Source organism: Kitasatospora sp. NPDC054795 (genome assembly GCF_053611565.1).
This window is the reverse complement of the sequence record NZ_JBSHAP010000042.1, coordinates 1-18146: the sequence shown is the minus strand read 5'-3', so window position 1 is coordinate 18146 and position 18146 is coordinate 1. Positions and strand designations below refer to the sequence as shown.

The following is an 18146-nucleotide window of genomic DNA, read 5'->3' as shown; positions in this document are numbered from 1 at the left end:
CATTCTATCGCCGGTGCGGTCGCCGCGGCGGTCGAAGAGCCCTTCCGGAGTGCGGGATTGGACTGGACCACTGCCTCCGTGCACCACTATCGTTCGGCGTGCCCGCGGATCGCGCGCCGCCGGAACGCATCGCGCGTCGCCGGAAGTCGTCGAGTGCTTCGGAACGGAACCCATGAGCATCTGGCCGCAGTTGCGAAGATCCAGGACCGTCCGGGCCGGGCGGGCCACCGGCCGGGTGCTGCGCTGCGGCCTGATGGACACCATGCTCGCCGACCTCGCCGTCTCGGTCGCGCTCTGCTTCGAGCACCCGCTGGACGACGACCGGCTCGCCGCCGGGCTGGCCCGTGCGCTGGAGCGGGTGCCGGTCTTCGCCGGACGCCTGCGCACCGTCGAGGGCGTCCTGGAAGTGGTCTGCGACGACACCGGCGTGCCGTTCGAGGTCTACACCGTGGAGGGCACGCTCGCCGAGGCGATGGGCCGGGTGACGGCGCCCGGCTCCGAACTGGTCGCCCCGCTGGACGCCCGCGCCGCGCGCGACGGTGGCGTCCCGCTGCTCACCGTACGGGTGACCCGCACGGCCGACGGCGGCACGGTGCTCGGCTGCTCCTGGCACCACGCGATCGGTGACCTGCACAGCTTCATGCTGCTGCTGCGGGCCTGGTCCGCGGCGGTCGAGGGGGAGCCGCTGCCCGAGGCCGAACTCGTCGACGACCAGGACGAGTTGCTGGCCGATGTGCTCCCCGTCGAGGACTGCGGCCGGCCCGGCTTCCGGCTGCCCTCGGCGGAGGAGGCGGAGCTGCTGGCCCGCGAGGTGGCGGCCGGGCCGCGCGCCAACCGGCTCGTCCAGATCGCCTTCACCGATGCCGAACTGGCCCGGATGTGCGAGAAGTTCGGTGCGGCGGCCGGGCGCCGGCTCTCCTCCGGGGACGTGCTCTGCGCCCACCTCCTGAGCACCCTGCGGGAGCTGGACGGGGACGAGGCCGAACGGATGCTGACGGTGCCGGTCAACGTGCGCCGCTGGCTGGGTCTGTCGCCCGCGCTGATGGGCAACCTGCTGAGCGAGGTCCATCTGCCGCACCGTCCCGAGGACGGGCCTGCGGTGCTGGCGGGCGCGCTGCGCACGGCGCTGGAGGAGTTCCCCGCCGCGCACCTCAACCTCCGCGCCAACCTGTGGTTCCTGGCGACCCTCGGCCGCGCGCGGCTGCGCGACTGCGTGCCGCTGGGCTTCGACCCGGCGGCACGCCGGTTCAGCTTCTCCAACTGGAGCGGCTTCGGCGCCTATGCGGTGGGCTTCCAGGGGAGGCGCCCGGTGCTCTTCAGTCCGGCCGCCAACTATCCGATTCCCTGGGTCTGCTGGACGGTGGAGGGGTTCCGCGGCGAGGGCCGGCTGGCCACCGTGGTGCTGCCGGCCCGGCTCGCCGCCCGGGTACGCGGGGCGGAGGGCCGGGCGGCGTTGCACCGCTACCGGCGGGCGGAGGATCGGCCGCCCGCGTCGGCGGCCGTCCTGCCCAAGGTGATCTAGGTGATCCGGGGTCTGTCCTGAAGGACTACTGGAAGGACTGCTCGATCGCCGTCCACAGGCCGAGCCGGGCGCGCAGCGCGGTGCGGACCGTCTCGGCGCAGGAGTCCCACTTGTCCTGGTCGTCGCCGCACAGGTCGATCAGCATCTGCATCGCCATCGGGGTGTGCTGCTCGCCGTCGACCTCGATGTGACGGGCCAGGTAGTCCTTGAAGACGGTGAGTGCGCCCTCGGGGTCGTCGATCCGGATGACCTGGGCGAACATGTCCGGGATCAGGTCCTCGCGGCCGAAGGCGAAGGCGGCGGCCCGGCAGTGCACCGGCGCGTTCTCCACGATCGACCAGGTGGTGGAGGTGAAGTCGAGGGCGGCCTGCGGAACTTCGGCCTTCTTCAGGGCCTCCGGAACGGTGCTGCCGGCGCCCAGCAGGGTCAGGAACTCCTCGATCGGGCGCGGGTCGGCACCGGCCAGCCGCATGCCCTCCACGTACAGCTCGAAGTGGCTGGTGTAGCCCTCGCCGAGCTCGTCGCTCTCCTCGACGAGGACGATCTCGTTGATCAGTCGGCGGCTGGCGGTCGGGCCGTTCGGGACCCACGGGACGTCCACACAGGTGAGGTCGCGCTGGAGGCTCTTGAGCAGCGACATGAAGTCCCAGACGGCGAACACGTGGCTGCCGAGGAAGGTGCGGACGCGCTCGATGCCGGTGAGCGAGCGGTACACCGTGTGCTCGACGACCTCGCGGCGCAGCGGGTCGATGGCCTGCTGAAGGCTGCTCAGGCCGGGGTGCGAACGGTCCCAGTGGTAGCGGTTCGTGGACAATGCGACTCCTTGGTGGGCTCGTTGGGCAGTCAACGGGTCTACGGGGGTCTTGCGCGATCATCGTACGGTTTCTGGCGCGTACTCGTCAGTGATCTTTGTGATTCGATGCCGAACAGTTCGTGGGCGGGTGCGGTCAGCGGTGCTTCAGCACGAGGCCGAGCGCGTGCCGCAGCTGCTCGCGACCGGGCTGGACGGCGCGGTCCAGGGCCGGGGCGAAGGGCAGTACGGCGCCGTCCGGGCGGGTGATCCGGCGGGGCGGGGCGATCAGGCGCATCTCCTCGGCGGCGGTGGCCAGCACCTCGGCGCCGAAGCCGCAGCTGCGGTTGGAGTCGTCCAGGACGACCAGACGCCCGGTGCGCTCCAGCGAGTCGGCGAGCGCCTGCCAGTCGAAGGGGTACACCGTGCGCGGGTCGAGGACCTCCACCGAGACGTCCGGCGCCAGCTCCTCGGCGACCGCGAGGGCGTCGTGCACCAGGTGCCCGAGGGCGACCACGGTGACGTCGGTGCCCGGCCGGTGGATCCGGGCCCGGCCGAGCGGGACGGGCACGAGGTCCCAGGTGACGGTCTCGCGCACCGGCATCGCGGCGGCGGGCGCGAATACCACGACCGGGTCCGGGTCGCGGATCGCCGAGCGCAGCAGCCCGTAGGCGTCGGTCGGGGTGGCGGGCACCACGGTCTTCACCCCGGCGTGCGCGAACAGGCTGTACGGATGGTCGGAGTGCTGCCCGGCCCAGCCGTCCCGGGAGCCCGAGCCGGGCACCAGGCAGGTCAGCGGGACGGCCGCCTGGCCACCGGTCATCAGCGAGAACTTGTGTGCCTGGTTCACGAGTTGCTCGAAGACCAGGAACAGCAGGGACGGGATCTGGAACTCCAGCACCGGACGCCGGCCGGCCAGCGCGGCGCCGACCGCCATCGAGGTGAAGGCCTGTTCGGACAGCGGGGTGTCGACGATCCGCCCCGGCCCGAAGCGGTCCAGCAGGCCGAGGGTCGGCCCGGCCAGACCGGCGCCGATGTCCTCGCCGAAGACGCAGACCGCCGGATCGGCGGCGAGTTCGTCGGCCAGTGCCCGGTTGAGCGCCTTGGTGTACGAGAGCCTGGTCACGCGGTCACCCCCGCCCGGGGCCGCAGCCCGTCGGCGTACAGGTGGTCCAGCGCCCCCGCCGGGTCCGGGTGCGCCGAGGCGAGCGCGAACTCCTCGGCGGCGGAGAGCTGTTCGGCCACCGCGCGGTCCAGGCCGGCGACCGTCGCGGGGTCGAGCAGGGCGGCGGCCCGGGGGAGCGGGTCGCGCTCGCGCCAGGCCCCGACCTCCTCCGGGGAGCGGTAGCGCAGTTTCATCCGGCGTTCCATGGTGTGGTGGCCCTCGTAGCGGTAGGTGCGGCAGGCCAGGAAGCCGGGGCCGCGGCCGGTGCGGGCCCGTTCGACGGCGCGCAGCGCGGCGGTGCGAACCGCCTCGGTGTCCATGCCGTCCACCTCCTCGGCGGGGATGCCGAAGGCGGCCGCCCGGCCGGTGGCGCTGCCCGCGACGGCGGTGGCGGCGGGCAGGGTGGTGGCGTAGCCGTTGTCCTCGCAGACGAACAGCACCGGCAGGCGCCACATCGCGGCGAGGTTGAGCGACTCCAGCAGGACGCCCTGGTTGAGCGCGCCGTCGCCGAAGAAGGCCACCGCGACCGGGGTCCGGCCCGAATCGGGCCGCCCGGCGACGGGACCGTCGGCTGTCACCCGTTCGGTCGCCGACCGTTCGAGGGAGGAAGCGGCCAGGGCCGCCCAGGCGGCGCCGACGGCGATCGGGGCGCCGGCGCCCACCATGCCGTTGGCGCCGAGGATGCCCAGCGAGAAGTCGGCGGCGTGCATGGAGCCGCCCCGGCCGCCGTTCGATCCGTCGACCCGCCCGAGGAGCTCGGCGAGCAGCCGGTGCGGGGCGGTGCCCCTGGCGAGCACGTGGCCGTGGCCGCGGTGGGTGCTGGCGAGCCGGTCGTCGGGGCCGAGCGCCGAACAGACGCCCACCGCGACGGCCTCCTGCCCGATGTACGGGTGGATGCCGCCGGGGATCGCGCCGGATTTCACCAGGCCGAGCGCCAGCTCCTCGAAGCCGCGGATCAGCCGCAGCATCCGGTAGCGCTCGGCGGGGGTGTCCAGCGGGGCGGGGCGGGCCTGCGCACCGGGGCGGGCCTGCGCGCCGAGGCCTTCCGGCGGCCCGGCGCTCTCGTCGGTCGTGCGTGCGGGAGCGGTCACGGCCGTCCCCGCCAGACCGCCGGGCAGAACAGCGGGTCCGCGTAGTCCGGCCGGTCGTCGTCCGTGCGGCGCACCAGCACGTCGTGGTTGTACACCACCGGCTCGCCGTCCGGCCGGTCGTGCCGGCGGTACTCGTTGGCGCTGTCCTGGAGGTGCAGCGAGATCGCCCGGCGCGGGTGGGAGGCCAGGTTGGGGCCGCTGCCGTGGTAGGTGCGGCAGTGGTGGAAGGACATGTGGCCGCGCGGGATCAGCATCGGCACCTTCCGCACCCACTGCCCGTTGTGAGCGGCGTTGGCGGCCAGGATGTCCTCCAGCTCGGAGCCGTCGCGGTCGGCGAAGTGCCGGGTGGAGTCCTCGCCGGAGGGCAGCTCCTGCCAGCGGTGGCTGCCGTCGATCATGGTGATGGTGCCGTTCTCCTCGCGGCAGTCGTGGAACGGGATGAAGGCGGTGAGCATCTCGTCCGAGGTGCAGGTCTGCCAGTAGTGCTTGTCGAAGTGCCACGGCACCCGGTTGCTGGGCTCCTCGGGCACCGGGGGCTTGTAGATGAGCGTCGACTGGAAGATCCGGATCTCCTCGGTTCCGGCGAGCAGCGCGGCCACCGCGCCGATCAGCGGCTTGCGCAGGATCGCGCCGATCGCGTCGCTCTCGTAGTGCACGTAGTCGTTGTGCCGCTGGACCGGCCCGTCCTCGGGCCGCCAGGAGGCCAGCCGGGGCGGGCGGGCGGGCAGCTCGCGGTCGCGGTGGCCGGCGTAGTACAGCTCGGTGGCGGCCTGGAGGGTGTCCAGTTCCTCGTCACTGAACAGCCTGCGGGAGAGGTACCAGCCGTGCTCGCGGTAGTGCGCCACCTCGTCGGGGGTGGGCAGCAGGGCGAGCTCGGCCTCGGTGAGCCGGAACTCGGAGGCTGCGGCCATCGGGAGGGCCTCCTTCGGATGTGCGGGGGAGGGCCGGTCGTCGGCGGTGGGCCGGGCGACGGCTGCGGGCCGGTCGTCGGCGGTGGGACTGTGCCGTTCGACGGCCTCGTAGAGGGCCTTGATGTTCGCGGTGCCGAAGGTACCCGCTCCCTGCCGCTCGATCAGTTCGAGGAAAAAGGTGCGCCGGGGGTGTGTCGAACGGGCGAAGATCTGGAACAGCTGGCCGCCGTGGTCCTGGTCGACCAGGACGTGCAGGTCGCGCAGGGTCGCCACCGGGATGGCCGTCCCGCCGAAGCGCTCGGTCAGGGCGTCGAAGTAGGCGTCCGGCGTGGTCAGGAACTCCACGCCGCGCTCCCGGGCGGTCCGGACGGCGCCGGTGATGTCGCGGGTGCTGAAGGCGAGGTGCTGGACGCCGGCCCCGCCGTGGGCGGCGAGGAACTCGTCGATCTGGCCGGGGCGGCGGGTGGTGTCGGGCTCGATCAGGGTGAAGGTGACGCCGCCGGAGGCGCTCTGCACCACCTTGGAGTCCATCGCCTGCTCGCCGACCTCGATGTACTCCTCGAAGATCGTGCGGAAGCCCAGGGCCGTCTCGCAGAACCGCACGGCGTCCGCGAGCGTGCCGGCCGGCAGGCAGATCGCGACGTGGTCGAGGTCCTCCAGCAGGCGGGGCTCCGGGGTGGGCCCGGCGTCCGGCAGCGCCACCAGGCGCAGTGCGGTGTCGCCGAAGCCCTCGATCAGGGCGCCGGCCCGGTCGAGCACCCGGGCGCCGTGCCGCTCGGCCCGTTCCAGCGCGGCCGCCGGGTCGGCGCAGCCGAGCGCGAGGACGGCGACGCCGTCCCCGTGCCGGGCGACGTACTCGGCCACCGGGTGCTCCGGGTCGGGGGCGGAGGTCAGCAGCAGCCGGATGGTGCCCTGGCGCAGCCCGACGGTGCGGGCGCCGTCGGGCGCGGTGGCCGGGGCGTCGACGGTGAAGCCGTGGTCGGCGCGGAGTCCGGCCGCGGTCTTGTCGGCGTCCGCGCAATGGAACTCGACGTGGGTGATGGTCTGGATGGACAACGGGATCTCCCCCCGGAGGGAACGGTGGATCGGGGATCGGCGCGCGGGCCACCGCGCGGCGGTGGGCGGCGGGCGGGCGCTGACGGGCGGCGGCACCCGGCCGGCGGCGCGCGGGCCACCGCCAGCGGGCGGCCACTGTCGGGCGACCGCTACGGGGCGACCGCTATCGGGCTGCCCGGGTGGAGGCCGGGCCGAGGATCAGGCTGAGGTTGTGGCCGCCGAAGGCGAAGGCGTTGCTCAGCGCGGCGCGCACCGGGGCGGATCGGGCGGCGCCCCGGACGTGGTCCAGGTCGCAGGCCGGGTCGGGGTCGGTCAGGTTGAGCGTCGGCGGCAGCGTCCCCCGCGCCACCGCCAGGGCGGTCACCGCCGCTTCCAGCGCGCCCGCGGCGCCGAGGAGGTGGCCGGTGGCGCCCTTGGTGGAGCTGACCGCGGGCGGCTGCGCGCCGAAGACGGCGCGCAGCGCGGCGGTCTCGGCCACGTCACCGAGCTTGGTGCCGGTGCCGTGGGCGTTCACGTAGTCGATGTCGCCCGGGGCCAGGCCCGCGTTGGCGAGCGCGGCGCGCATCGCGTCGGCGGCGCCGGTGCCGTCGGGGCGGGGCATGGTCGGGTGGTGGGCGTCGGTGGAGGCGCCCCAGCCGAGGACGTCCGCGTACCCGGCGGCACCTCGGGCCTCGGCGTGCTCGGCCCGCTCCAGGACCAGGACGGCGCTGCCCTCGCCCAGTACGAAGCCGTTGCGGCGGGTGTCGAAGGGCCGGCTGGCCTGCTCCGGCTCGTCCCAACCCTGTGCCAGGGCACGGGCGTTGGTGAAGGCGGCGGCGATGGTCGGGTGCAGTGAGGACTCGGTGCCGCCGCACACCACCACGTCGGCGTCCCCGGCCCGGATCAGCCGCAGCCCCTCGGCGATCGCCTGGGCGCCGGCCGCGCAGGCCGTCACCACGGCGGAGCTGTAGCCCCGGATGCCGTGCTTGATGGCGATCCGGGCGGCGGCCATGTTGGAGAGCATCCCGGGCAGCAGGTACGGGCTGACGCCGGGCCGGCCGCGTTCCAGCCGGCGGTGCGACTGCTGCTCGAAGGTCTCCAGTCCGCCGCCGCCGGTGGCCAGGACCACGGCGGTGCGGTGCGGGTCGGAGTCCCGGCCGACGGCCAGGCCGGCGTCGGCGAGCGCGTCGTCGGCGGCGGCCAGGGCGAGCAGCACGAAGCGGTCCACGCAGCGGGTCTCGGTGGGCGGCAGCACCTCCCGGCCGTCGACGGCGGGGGCGATCCCGGCGGCGGGCAGCCAGCCGTGCGCGGGGTGGTCCTCGGGGACGGCCCGCAGGCCGGAGCGGCCGGTGACCAGCGCCTGGAACACCTCGGCGGGTCGGCGGCCGAGCGGGGAGACCAAGCCGATGCCGGTGACGACGGCACCGGGACGCGGGCTCATGCGCGGACCTCGTTCAGCTCGGGGGTCGCCTCGCGCGACGCGCACCTCTCGACGACGCGTTCGCTTCGCTCGTTCATGCGCCCACCGCCGCGAGGTGGATCTCCCGCAGCAGGACCTTGCGGACCTTGCCGGTCGGGCCGAGCGGGATGTCGTCGGGTGAGACCACCAGCACCTTGCGGACGGTCGCGGCGGCGGCCTCGTCCAGGGCGCCGACGACCGCGGAGGTGCGGTCGACGGCCGGGTCGGCGTCCGCGGCGAGGAGCAGCAGCACGTCGGTGACCACGCGTTCGCCGTCCCGTACCGCGACCACTGTGCAGTCCAGCACGTCCGGGCAGGCGGCCAGCACCCGTTCCTCCGACATGGCGGTGAACAGCCGCTTGCCGCCGTCGAGTTCGACCGAGTCGACGGCCCGGTCCACGTGGTAGTAGTAGCCCTCCTCGTCCCGGTACATCAGGTCCCCGGTGAGGAAGCGGCCGCGCAGCCGGGTGCGGAAGGTGGTGGCCGAGTCGTTCCAGTAGCCGAGCGCCAAGGTGGGTGAGGCGGTGGCGAGTTCACCGACCTCGCCGGGGCCGAGCGGCTCGCCGTCCGGGCCGACCACCTCGCAGTCGACGAAGGCGTGCGGGCGGCCGACGCAGCGGCCGTAGCGCTCGGTGCCGGGGCCGTGGGTGATGAAGAAGTGCGAGTGGCCCATCTCGGTGGAGCCGAGGCCGTCCACGAACAGCGAGCCGGGCAGCCGGGTGCGGCCGGCCCGAGTGACGGTCTCCCGGCTGCCGGTGGCGATCAGGCGGCGGATGTGCACCTCGTGGGCGCAGTCGCCGGTGTTCCACCAGAGCGCGACGGAGCTCAGGTCGCGGGTGGCGAGGTCGTGCCGGGCGAGGTCGGCCCAGGTGGCGGCGAAGCCGATCACCCCGGTGGGCCGCCACCGCTCGACGGCCTCCAGCACGCCGTCGCCGGACTGCCGGGAGAGCACGGCGAGTTCGGTGTGCGAGCTGAGCGCGAGATTGAGGGCGATCAGGGTGGCGGCGTGCGGGGCGGGCAGTGCGCTGAGCATCCGGTCCTGGCCCTGCGGGCGGGGCAGCCGCAGCCGGTGGCGGATCGCGGCGTACAGGCTCGCGTGCGAGTGGACGACGGCCTTGGGCATTCCGGTGGTGCCGGAGGAGTGGGTGATCGCCACCGGGTCGCCGGACCAGTGCCGGTACGGCTCGGGGGCGGCGTCCGGGTCGCCGGCGCCGAGGGTGGAGATCTCCGGCAGCAGCGGCGCGCCGGGGTCGTGGCCGGCCAGTGCGGCCAGGTGGGCGGGGTCGGCGAGGACGCCGGCCGCGCCGAGGCGGGCGATGTAGCGGGCGGCGCGCTCGCCGTCCAGGTTGGGGTTGAGCAGGGCCGGGACGGCGCCGAGCCGGGCCAGGGCGAGGAAGGAGAGCACGTGGTCGGCGGCGTCGCTCGCGTACACCACGACGGGGTCGCGCCGGGTGATGCCCAGCGCGTGCAGCGCGGCGGCGCGGGCCCGGACCGCGCGGTCCAGCTCACGCAGGGTGAAGGGCTGCCAGGCGGGGTGGTCGTCCACCGGGGTGTCGAAGCTGAGCAACGGCACGTCCAGGTCGAGCCCGAGCGCGATCCGGGCGGTCAGGACGTTGCCGGCGCCCACGTCGGGGTCGTCCGCGAGCTGGGTGCGGAGGCTGCGGATGGTCACGGGGGTGGATCCCTCCCTCGGGGCCGGTGGACGGCCCGGGCGGCTGATCGGGTGACAGGGGTCGGCCGCACGGGCGGCGGGTGCGGTCGGCCGCGCGTCGTCGGGCGGCGGATGTCGGGAGTGAGGCGGGGACGGGCGGGGGCGCTGGTGTGCCGGGTGCGGCTGCGTCAGGCGCCGGGCCTCGATGATTGCTACGGCCAGGGGCGGGCGGCGGGTTCAGTTCGTTCGGGTTCAGTTTGTTCGGTTTCGGCCCGTCCGGATTCCGTGGCCGGGCCGGCGAGCAGGACGGCCGCCGCCAGGTCCCCGTCGGGCGTCTGCTCGGCGGCCACGGCCAGTACTTGGTCGGCGTCGCCGTCCTGGAGCAGCAGTGCGGCGAGTTCGAACGCCTCGGCGGGGACACGGCCGGGTTCGGCCTCGGCCGGGCAGATCGCCACGACCGGGCCGGTCAGGCCCCAGCGCGCGGCGATGTGTCCGAGGACGGCGTTGGGGTTGGACTGGAAGAACAGCAGCGGGCCGGTCCGCTGCCCGGGTTCGGCGCTGCGCTCGATGGCCCGCGCGGTTTCGAGGTCGCCGCTCGCACTGGCGAGCAGCAGGGCGGTCCGCCCGGGTGCGGGCGGCTCGCCGTGGTGGGCGCGCAGGCAGCGTTCGGCGGTGTCGGCGACCAGCGGGTTGAAGCCGGAGGCGGAGAAGCCGGGCAGTGGTGGCGGTGGCGGTGGCCCGTCCGGGCCCGGTGCGGGGTGGCGGGCCTCGGCGAGGATCCGCAGTCCGTGGGTGTGGTCGGCAGGGGTGGTCATGGCGGTGGCTGTCATCCCGGGGCCAGCAGCAGCGCGGTGTTGGCGCCACCGAAGGCGGAGTTGAGGCTGAGGGCGTACGGGGGGCGGGCGGCGCGCGGGCCGTCCAGGACGAGGTCCAGTGCGACGTCCGGGTCGGGGCCGAGCCAGCCGGCGTTGACCGGGAGCAGTCCGGTGCCCAACGCGCCGATGGTGGCGGCGAGTTCGAGCAGTGCGGAGGCCTCCAGGGCGTGCCCGTGCACGGATTTGCTGGAGCTGACCGGCAGGCGGTCGGTGTGCGGGCCGAACACTCGCCGCAGGGCGTGGGCCTCGGCCCGGTCGGCGAGGGTGGAGCCGGTGCCGTTGGCGTTGACGTAGCCGACCTCTGCCGGGTCGGCGCCCGCGCGGGTGAGCGCGGCCCCGATCGCCCGGATCGCCCCGCCGCCCTCCGGTTCCGGGCGGCAGACGTGGTGGGCGTCCCCGGCCCGGCCCCAGCCGGCCAGCCGGGCGAGGGCGGGCGCGCCGCGGCGTTCGGCGGCCGGGGCGGACTCGACCAGGACGGCCGCGGCCGCGTCGGCGAGCAGGGTGCCGGTGCGGCCGGCGCTGAACGGGCGCGCCTCGCCGTCCCGGGCCAGCGCCCGTCCGGCGTCGAAGACCGCGAAGACGCCCGGTTCGACCAGGTGTCCGGCGGCGACCAGGATCCGTTCGTGCCGTCCGGCGGCCACCAGGGCGCCCGCGTCGGCGACGGCGGTCGCGGCGGCCACGCAGGCGCCGTTGTACACCCGGGTGACGCCCGGCGCGCCCCAGTCGGCGCGGACCCCGGCGGCCACCGCGGCGGCGGTCGCGCGGGTGCGCTCGTCGCTGTGCAGCGCGAGCAGCACGGGCAGTCCGGCGCCCTCGGCGGCGGTCAGTCCGGCCTGCCGGCAGGCCTGGCCGATCGCGTCGAGCACGGCTCTGGCCAGCGGAAAGGTGCAGGCCAGCGGCACGGTGACGGGGAACAGTGCGGCCCGGGTGGTGCGGCGGGAGCTCACATCGAAGCGGGTGACCGGGCCGAACAGGGACTTGCCGCGGGTGGCGGCCTCGGTGAGCGGGGCGAGTCCGCGCCCGGCGGCGCTGAGCACCCCGACACCGGTGACCACCGGGTGGCCGGCCGCCCGGCCCGGTGGTCCGGTGCCCGTCCCGGCGGCGATCACGGCCGTGCGCCCGCGCGGTCGGCGAGTACGGCCTCGCGCAGCAGTTCGGCGGCGTCGTCGACGGTGCGCACCGCGCCGAAGCGGTCGTCGTCCAGGTCCAGTTGGAGTCCGTACCGCTGCTCGAACTCGGCGACGAGCCATGTGAGTTCGAGTGACCCGAGGTCCTCTGGCACGGCGTCGACGGCGCGCTGCCCGAACGCCGCCAGCATGGTGAGGACCTCGGTCCGGTCCGGCAGGGCGTCGGGGAGCGGGGATCCGGTCACGCGGCGCTGCCGGAGGTGGCGGCGAGGGCGTCGACCCGGCGGGTGACGTCGGCGGTGAACTCGTCGAGCGTCATCAGCGCGGTGGTCTCCATCTCGTCCAGGTCGAACTTGATCCCGAACTCGTCCTCGACCTGCACCGACAGGTCGGCGAGGGCGAGCGATTCGAGGTCCAGTCCGGCCGGGCCGAGGTCGGTGTCCCCGGTGACCTCGGAGACGTCGTACTGCATCTCGGCGAGTGCCGCCAGGACGAAGGCGCGGATGCGGTCCTGCATGGTGGTGGGCTCCTTGTCGGGGTGGTGGTGCGAAGGGATCGGGGTGCGGCCGGGTGCGGCCGGCCCGGTGGCGGGCGGGGTCAGCCCGCGGCGGGCCGGCCGGCGGCCGCGCTCTCGCGCAGGGCGGCCGGGTCGCGCAGCAGCTTTCCGGTGGCGGTGCGGGGGAGCCGGTCCAGCCGGGCGAGCCGGCGCGGCCGCTTGTAGGCGGCCAGGCGGCGGGCCAGCCCGTCCTGGACGGAGGCGAGGTCGGTCCCGGGTTCGGTGGCCAGGTAGGCCTCGATCGCGCCGCCGTCGAAGACCACCACGGCCTCGCGGACCTCGGGCAGCGCGGTGAGCGTCTGCTCGACCTCGGTGAGGTCGACCTTCAGGCCGCCGATCGAGACCTGGGAGTCCAGTCGGCCGAGCACGGTGACCAGGCCGTCGGCGGTCAGCTCGGCGGCGTCCCGGGTGTGCAGCCAGCCGTCCGACCAGCGGGTCGGATCGTCCAGTCCGGGGTACGGGGAGGACGCCGCGCCGATCTGCAACTCGCCCTTCACCAGGCGAAGTTCCATGCCGTGCACGGGTTGCTTGGCGGGGTGGAGCGTGCCGGAGAGGTCGGTGGCGATCACCCCGGTCTCGGTCATGCCGTACATGGTGCCGAGCGGGACGCCGTAGCGTTCGGTGAAAAGCGCCGGCAGTCCCGGGCGGACGAGCTCGCCCGCCACGACCATCAGCCGCAGCCGGGGCAGCGGCGGGGGAGCGACCGTCCCCGCCAGCAGCTCGGCGTGGAAGGGCACCCCGATCACGGTGGTCGGCCGGTCGCTCGCGGCGACCTCGGCGAGGATGCCCGCCGCCGTCATCCGCTCCGGCACGGTGAGCGCGACCCGGGCGTGCAGGCTGTTGAGCAGCCCGCCGACCAGGCCGAGCACGTGCACCACCGAGGAGAGCAGGACGACCCGCTCGCCCTCGCCGGGGAACTGCACCAGCCTTCGGTAACAGTCGAGTTCGCGTAGTAGATCGGCCGCCGTGCGGGCGATGACCTTGGCCGGACCGGTGGATCCGGAGCTGAGCTGGATCAACGCGTGCCCGGTGCGGGCCGGGCGTCCGTCCGTCAACGGGACAGCCACCGGCTCGACTTCGGAGAAGCCGCGCAGGGTTGCCGCGGACCGATGGGCGGAGCCTACCAGCACCTGCGGGGCCAGCCGCGCCACCGCCGCGTCGATCTCGTGGTCGGTCAACCGGTGGTCGAGCAGTGCGACTTGGGCGCCCAGGCGCCAGCATGCCAGCAGCACCGCGACGAACGCCACCGAGGGTGGCAGTCGCAGCGCCGCCGTCCCGCCGGGGCCGAGTCCGGCGGCCGCCAGTCGGTCGGTCTGCTCCTCGACCAGGGCGCGCAGGGCGTCCCGGTCGAGCGGTGCGCCGAGGCGCAGGCACTCCTCGGTGCCGGGGCCGGCCAGCAGCAGCCGGTCGACCCAGGAGTCCGGGGCGTCGGAGTGCGGCAGGAAGGCAGCCGGAAGTACGGAGGGGAAAAAGCCGGTCAACGCGGCTCCACACAAGTGAGGGGATTTGACATGAACGCCGTTAACAAGTCAGAACGGCCAATTCCGTGGCCAGACCATGGCACAGACGTTTGGTCAAATCAAGGTCTATACCAATGTGGTCGTTGCTCCTACGCTGCCCAACCAGGACCGGCCCGCGCGTGGCCGTCCTGGAACGAGGAATGCCCGTGAGAGTTCTCACGTCGGCCGGGATCGAGCGTGCGGCGCGCGACCGACTCCCAACGGAAATCTGGGATTTCATCGAAGGCGGCAGCGATGCGGAACGCACCCTGGCGGCCAACCGGGAGATGTTCGGACGCCATGCGCTGCGTCCGCGCACGCTGGTCGACGTCTCCGCCTGCGACCCGGCACTGACCCTGCTCGGCGCACCGCTGCGCCTCCCGCTCGGGATCGCCCCGATGGCCTACCACCGGCTGGTCGACCCGGAGGGCGAGACCGCCACCGCGCGCGCCGCCGGCCGGGCCGGAGCCCTGCTGGTCGCCGCGATGTTCGCCAGCCGAACCCTGGAGGAGATCGCCGCGGCCGCCACCGGCCCGCTCTGGCTCCAGCTGTACTGGCTTCGCGAACGCGCCGCCCTCGCCGCCCTGGTGGAGCGCGCCGAGGCGGCCGGCTACCGCGCACTGGTGCTGACCGTGGACGCCCCCAGGATCGGCCGTCGGCTGCGCGACCTGCGCAACGGCTTCGCCGTCCCGCCCACCGTCCGGGCGGTCAACCTGGACCGGTCCCTGATGTCCGCCAGCCACCGCGCCGACGGCGGCGGTTCGGGCATCGCCGAGCACGCCCGTGAGCAGTTCGACCCCACCCTGAGCTGGACCGATCTGGCCTGGCTGCGCGAACGCACCCGGCTGCCGCTGGTCCTCAAAGGCGTCCTCACCGCCGAGGACGCCCGGCTGGCCGTCGAGCACGGCATCGACGCCCTCCTGGTCTCCAACCACGGCGGACGCCAACTCGACGGGGCGATACCGGCCCTGGCGGCACTCCCGGAAGTGGTCGAGGCGGTGCCCGCCGACCTGCCGGTGCTGTTCGACGGCGGCGTGCGCAGCGGCACCGACCTCGCGATCGCCCTCGCCCTCGGCGCCCGCGCCGTGCTGATCGGCCGCCCCGCGCTCTGGGGCCTGGCCGCCGACGGCGAGGCCGGGGTGCACCGGGTGCTCGACCTGCTGCGCGAGGAACTGGAGCACACCATGGCCCTGTTGGGCCGCCCCCGGCTCGCCGACCTGGACCGCACGGTCCTCGCCCCCTGGCCCTGCCCGGCCCGCTGACGCCGCACCCGCACGGTCGTTCATTCGCTTCGCACCCGCGCGGCCCTTGAACCGCGCCGCCCCCGAACCGCGTTATTCCCACCAGGAGGTCCGACACATGACCGAGCAGAGCGAGCGATTCCCGGGCTGGGACTGGGACGACCCGGACGGGCTGGCCCCCCGGCTGGACGCCTTCAGCGAACAGGTCGCCACCTGCGAGAAGCTCGAAGCACATCCGGGCGGGCTGCCGCGAGACCACGCGGGCCTGCGCGAACTCGGCATCACCGGCATCGAGTTCGCCGCCTTCCGGACCGCCCACCCGCAGGGGCTCGGTACCGACCTCGCCACCCTGCGCAGCCCCGACACCGCCACCGAGCCCGGCACCCTCTACCGGGTCGACGGCGACCGCTGGTTCACCCGGCTCGACATCGCCGAACCGCTGCCCTTCGCCGACGCCAGCGTCGACTGGGTGTACGCCGAGCACCTGATCGAGCACGTCACCATGCCCGTCGCCGTCGGCTGGCTGCGCGAGGCCCGCCGGGTGCTGCGCCCCGGCGGCGTCCTGCGCCTGACCACCCCCGACCTCGCCCGCTACCTGGTCGGCTACGCCACCGGCGACGGCTTCCTCGCCAAGCACCGGCGCCGACTGACCACCCTCGGCTTCGGCCCGCCGATGCCCGCGCGTCCGGCCTTCCTGGTGAACCAGATCTTCCGGCACTTCGGGCACCAGTGGATCTACGATCTGGACGAACTGCGGCATGTCCTCACCCGGGCCGGCTTCGACCCCGGGAGGATTCGCCCGTGCGCCTACCGGCAGGGCACCCGGCCGGACGTCGCTGACCTCGACACGGCCTTCCGCACCGACGAGACCGTGTACGTCGAGGCAGACCGCTGAGCCCTCCGCACCGAATGGATCCGCCCATGCCCCTGCACCCCCAGGCCGAAGCGCTGCGCACCAGGCGCGCCGGCAGCGGTGCCCCGCCGCTCTACACCCTCAGCCTCGCCGAGGCCCGAGCCGCCGACCTCGCGGACATCCGCGCGGCGGCCGGAACGCCCGAACCGGTCGCCGCCGTCGAGGAGTACCGCATCCCCGGTCCCGGCGGCGAACTCGCGCTGCGGCTCTACCGTCCCGAACCGCCCGGCGGCCGGCTGCCCGCCCTGCTCTACCTGTTCGGCGGCGGCTGGACGCTCGGCTCGCCCGACACCAGCGACGCGATCTGCCGCCGGCTCACCAACGCCGTCGGCTGCGTCACCGCCTCCGTCGGCTACCGGCTCGCCCCCGAACACCCGTTTCCCGCGGCGCTGCACGACTGCCGCGCCGCACTGCTGCAACTCGCCGAAAGGGCGGCGGAGTTCGGCATCGACCCGGACCGGATCGCGGTCGGCGGCGACAGCGCCGGCGGCAACCTCACCGCCGCGCTCACCCTGCTGCTGCGCGCCGAGGGCGGCCCCGCCCTGCGCCACCAGCTGCTGGTCTACCCCAACACCGACCACGGCGCCGACACCCCCTCGCTGCGCGCCCACGACGACCCGGCACTGTTCAACCGCCGCTCGGTGGCCTGGTACTGGGGCCACTACCTGGCCGACGAGGGCGACGGCGCCAGCCCGTACGCCTCCCCGCTGCGCGCCGCCACCCTGGCCGGCCTGCCGCCCGCGACCGTCCTGACGGCCGAGTACGACCCGCTGCGGGACGAGGGCGAGCAGTACGCCGAGGCGCTGCGCGCCGCCGGGGTCCCGGTGGACCTGCGCCGCTACCAGGGCATGCCGCACGGCTTCTTCGCCATGACCGGCACCCTGGACGCCGCCGCCGAGGCCCAGGACTTCGCGGCCGAGCGCCTCCGGGAGGCGCTGCGGTGACGATCCCGTTGAGCGACCTGCACGCCTCCCTGGCCGATCCGCTGCTGGACGCGATGACCTTCCTCAACGAGGTCACCACCCGCTACCCGGAGGCGGTCTCCTTCGCTCCCGGCCGCCCCTACGAGGGCTTCTTCGAGCCCCAGGACGTCCCGGCGTACCTGGAGACCTACCTCGCCCACCTGGCCGACCGCGGCCTGGACCGGGATGCGGTGCGCACCGCGCTGTTCCAGTACGGTCCGACCAAGGGCATCATCAACGGGCTGATCGCCCGCACGCTCGCCCACGACGAGGGACTGACCGTCGACCCCGCCGCTGTGGTGGTCACGGTCGGCGCCCAGGAGGGCATGCTGCTGACGCTGCGCGCCCTGTGCGCCGGCCCGGACGACGTCCTGCTGGTCAGTTCGCCCTGCTACGTCGGCGTCACCGGCGCCGCCCGGCTGCTCGACCTGACCGTCCGCCCCGTCTCCGAGGGCCCGGACGGCGGCCCCGACCCGGCGGCGCTCCGGGAGGCCGCCCGCGCGGTGCGGGCCGAGGGGCGCCGTCCGCGCGCCTTCTACGTCGTCCCGGACTTCGCCAACCCCTCCGGCACCAGCATGCCGGTCGCGGCCCGCGCCGGGCTGCTGGAGGCGGCGGCCGAGGAGGGCGTGCTCGTCGTCGAGGACAACCCGTACGGCTTCTTCTCCCGCACCCCGGGGCTGCGGCCCACCCTCAAGGCGCTGGACCGCGGCCGCCAGGTCGTCCACCTGGGCTCCTTCGCGAAGACCTGCTTCCCCGGGGCCCGCCTCGGCTACGTGGTCGCCGACCAGGAGGTGACCGGCCCCGACGGCCGGCGCAGCCTCCTCGCGGACGAGCTGGCCAAGCTGAAGAGCATGACGACGGTCAACACCCCGGCGCTCAGCCAGGCCGTCATCGGCGGCATGCTGCTGACCCACGACTGCCGCCTGCGGGCCGCCAACGCGCGTGCCACGGCCCACTACGCGGCCGGCCTGGACACCCTGCTGCGGGAGCTGGACCGGCACTTCCCGGCCTCCGTGCGGAACCGGCTGGGCATCTCCTGGACCCGGCCGGACGGAGGCTTCTTCGCGGTGCTGACGGTGCCGTTCGTCGCCGACGAGGCCGCCATGGAGCGCTGCGCCCGCGAGCACGGGGTGCTCTGGACACCGATGGCGCCGTTCTACCCGGCGGGCGGTGGCGAGCAGCGGCTGCGGCTGTCCGTCAGCTCGCTGACGCAGGCGCAGATCATCGACGGCGTGGCGCGGCTGGCGGCCTTCGTGGCGGCCTTCGTGACGGACTGAGAGCCCGCGCGGACCGGCGGGGGCCGGGAACGACGAACGAGGGAGGGGCCCGGCTCGTGGTGAGCCGGGCCC

The 18146-nt window shown here is 74.6% G+C and carries 16 protein-coding genes; 5 read left to right on the top strand and 11 right to left on the bottom strand.

Translation table 11 applies throughout. The annotated features are described in order from the left end of the window. Nucleotides 1-172 precede the first annotated feature (172 nt). A complete protein-coding gene (locus tag ACWGJO_RS17205) occupies nt 173-1522 on the top strand; it encodes an acyltransferase (RefSeq protein WP_452184603.1) in 1350 nt (449 codons plus the stop codon). Nucleotides 1523-1547: 25 nt separating this feature from the next. Here the strand turns inward: ACWGJO_RS17205 and ACWGJO_RS17200 are convergent, their stop codons facing one another. The 11 genes from ACWGJO_RS17200 to ACWGJO_RS17150 form a co-directional block, all read right to left on the bottom strand. After that, complete coding sequence (locus tag ACWGJO_RS17200) at nt 1548-2336, bottom strand: DUF3050 domain-containing protein (RefSeq protein ID WP_452184601.1); 789 nt, start codon at nt 2334-2336, stop codon at nt 1548-1550. A gap of 133 nt (nt 2337-2469) precedes the next feature. Then, nucleotides 2470-3438 carry an alpha-ketoacid dehydrogenase subunit beta gene (locus ACWGJO_RS17195; RefSeq protein WP_387687490.1) on the bottom strand — a complete coding sequence of 323 codons (969 nt, stop codon included), beginning with the start codon at nt 3436-3438 and terminating at the stop codon, nt 2470-2472. Next, the gene (locus ACWGJO_RS17190) at nt 3435-4568 is read right to left on the bottom strand and encodes a thiamine pyrophosphate-dependent dehydrogenase E1 component subunit alpha (RefSeq protein ID WP_452184599.1); all 1134 of its coding nucleotides are present in this window, start codon (nt 4566-4568) and stop codon (nt 3435-3437) included. The genes ACWGJO_RS17195 and ACWGJO_RS17190 overlap by 4 nt, the downstream gene beginning before the upstream one ends. Beyond that, nucleotides 4565-6535 carry a 4-hydroxyphenylpyruvate dioxygenase gene (hppD, locus tag ACWGJO_RS17185; RefSeq protein ID WP_452184597.1) on the bottom strand — a complete coding sequence of 657 codons (1971 nt, stop codon included), beginning with the start codon at nt 6533-6535 and terminating at the stop codon, nt 4565-4567. The genes ACWGJO_RS17190 and hppD overlap by 4 nt, the downstream gene beginning before the upstream one ends. Nucleotides 6536-6698: 163 nt before the next feature. After that, on the bottom strand, nt 6699-7955 hold the full coding sequence (locus tag ACWGJO_RS17180) for a beta-ketoacyl-[acyl-carrier-protein] synthase family protein (RefSeq protein WP_452184595.1): 1257 nt from the start codon (nt 7953-7955) through the stop codon (nt 6699-6701). A 73-nt stretch (nt 7956-8028) separates the two neighbouring features. After that, nucleotides 8029-9645 carry a class I adenylate-forming enzyme family protein gene (locus tag ACWGJO_RS17175; RefSeq protein ID WP_452184593.1) on the bottom strand — a complete coding sequence of 539 codons (1617 nt, stop codon included), beginning with the start codon at nt 9643-9645 and terminating at the stop codon, nt 8029-8031. 191 nt (nt 9646-9836) lie between these two features. Further along, on the bottom strand, nt 9837-10439 hold the full coding sequence (locus tag ACWGJO_RS17170) for a beta-ketoacyl synthase N-terminal-like domain-containing protein (protein WP_452184591.1): 603 nt from the start codon (nt 10437-10439) through the stop codon (nt 9837-9839). Between the two features lie 11 nt (nt 10440-10450). After that, on the bottom strand, nt 10451-11608 hold the full coding sequence (locus ACWGJO_RS17165) for a beta-ketoacyl synthase N-terminal-like domain-containing protein (RefSeq protein WP_452184589.1): 1158 nt from the start codon (nt 11606-11608) through the stop codon (nt 10451-10453). Then, entirely contained in the window at nt 11605-11871 is a 267-nt protein-coding gene (locus ACWGJO_RS17160) for an acyl carrier protein (RefSeq protein WP_401048687.1), read from the bottom strand. The genes ACWGJO_RS17165 and ACWGJO_RS17160 overlap by 4 nt, the downstream gene beginning before the upstream one ends. Next, complete coding sequence (locus tag ACWGJO_RS17155; protein ID WP_359902554.1) at nt 11868-12143, bottom strand: phosphopantetheine-binding protein; 276 nt, start codon at nt 12141-12143, stop codon at nt 11868-11870. The genes ACWGJO_RS17160 and ACWGJO_RS17155 overlap by 4 nt, the downstream gene beginning before the upstream one ends. An 80-nt stretch (nt 12144-12223) precedes the next feature. Further along, complete coding sequence (locus ACWGJO_RS17150; protein ID WP_452184586.1) at nt 12224-13663, bottom strand: class I adenylate-forming enzyme family protein; 1440 nt, start codon at nt 13661-13663, stop codon at nt 12224-12226. Between the two features lie 179 nt (nt 13664-13842). On the opposite strand from ACWGJO_RS17150, the gene ACWGJO_RS17145 reads away from it, so the two are divergent. The 4 genes from ACWGJO_RS17145 (at nt 13843) to ACWGJO_RS17130 (ending at nt 18074) form a co-directional block, all read left to right on the top strand. Then, nucleotides 13843-14943 carry an alpha-hydroxy acid oxidase gene (locus tag ACWGJO_RS17145; RefSeq protein ID WP_452184584.1) on the top strand — a complete coding sequence of 367 codons (1101 nt, stop codon included), beginning with the start codon at nt 13843-13845 and terminating at the stop codon, nt 14941-14943. 97 nt (nt 14944-15040) lie between these two features. Further along, nucleotides 15041-15817, top strand: coding sequence for a class I SAM-dependent methyltransferase (locus tag ACWGJO_RS17140; protein ID WP_401048692.1), 777 nt, complete (start codon nt 15041-15043; stop codon nt 15815-15817). 26 nt (nt 15818-15843) lie between these two features. Further along, nucleotides 15844-16779: an alpha/beta hydrolase gene (locus ACWGJO_RS17135; protein ID WP_452184582.1), complete on the top strand. Its 936-nt coding sequence runs from the start codon at nt 15844-15846 to the stop codon at nt 16777-16779. Then, a complete protein-coding gene (locus tag ACWGJO_RS17130; protein WP_452184580.1) occupies nt 16776-18074 on the top strand; it encodes an aminotransferase-like domain-containing protein in 1299 nt (432 codons plus the stop codon). Before ACWGJO_RS17135 ends, ACWGJO_RS17130 begins: the two co-directional genes overlap by 4 nt. Nucleotides 18075-18146 lie beyond the last annotated feature (72 nt).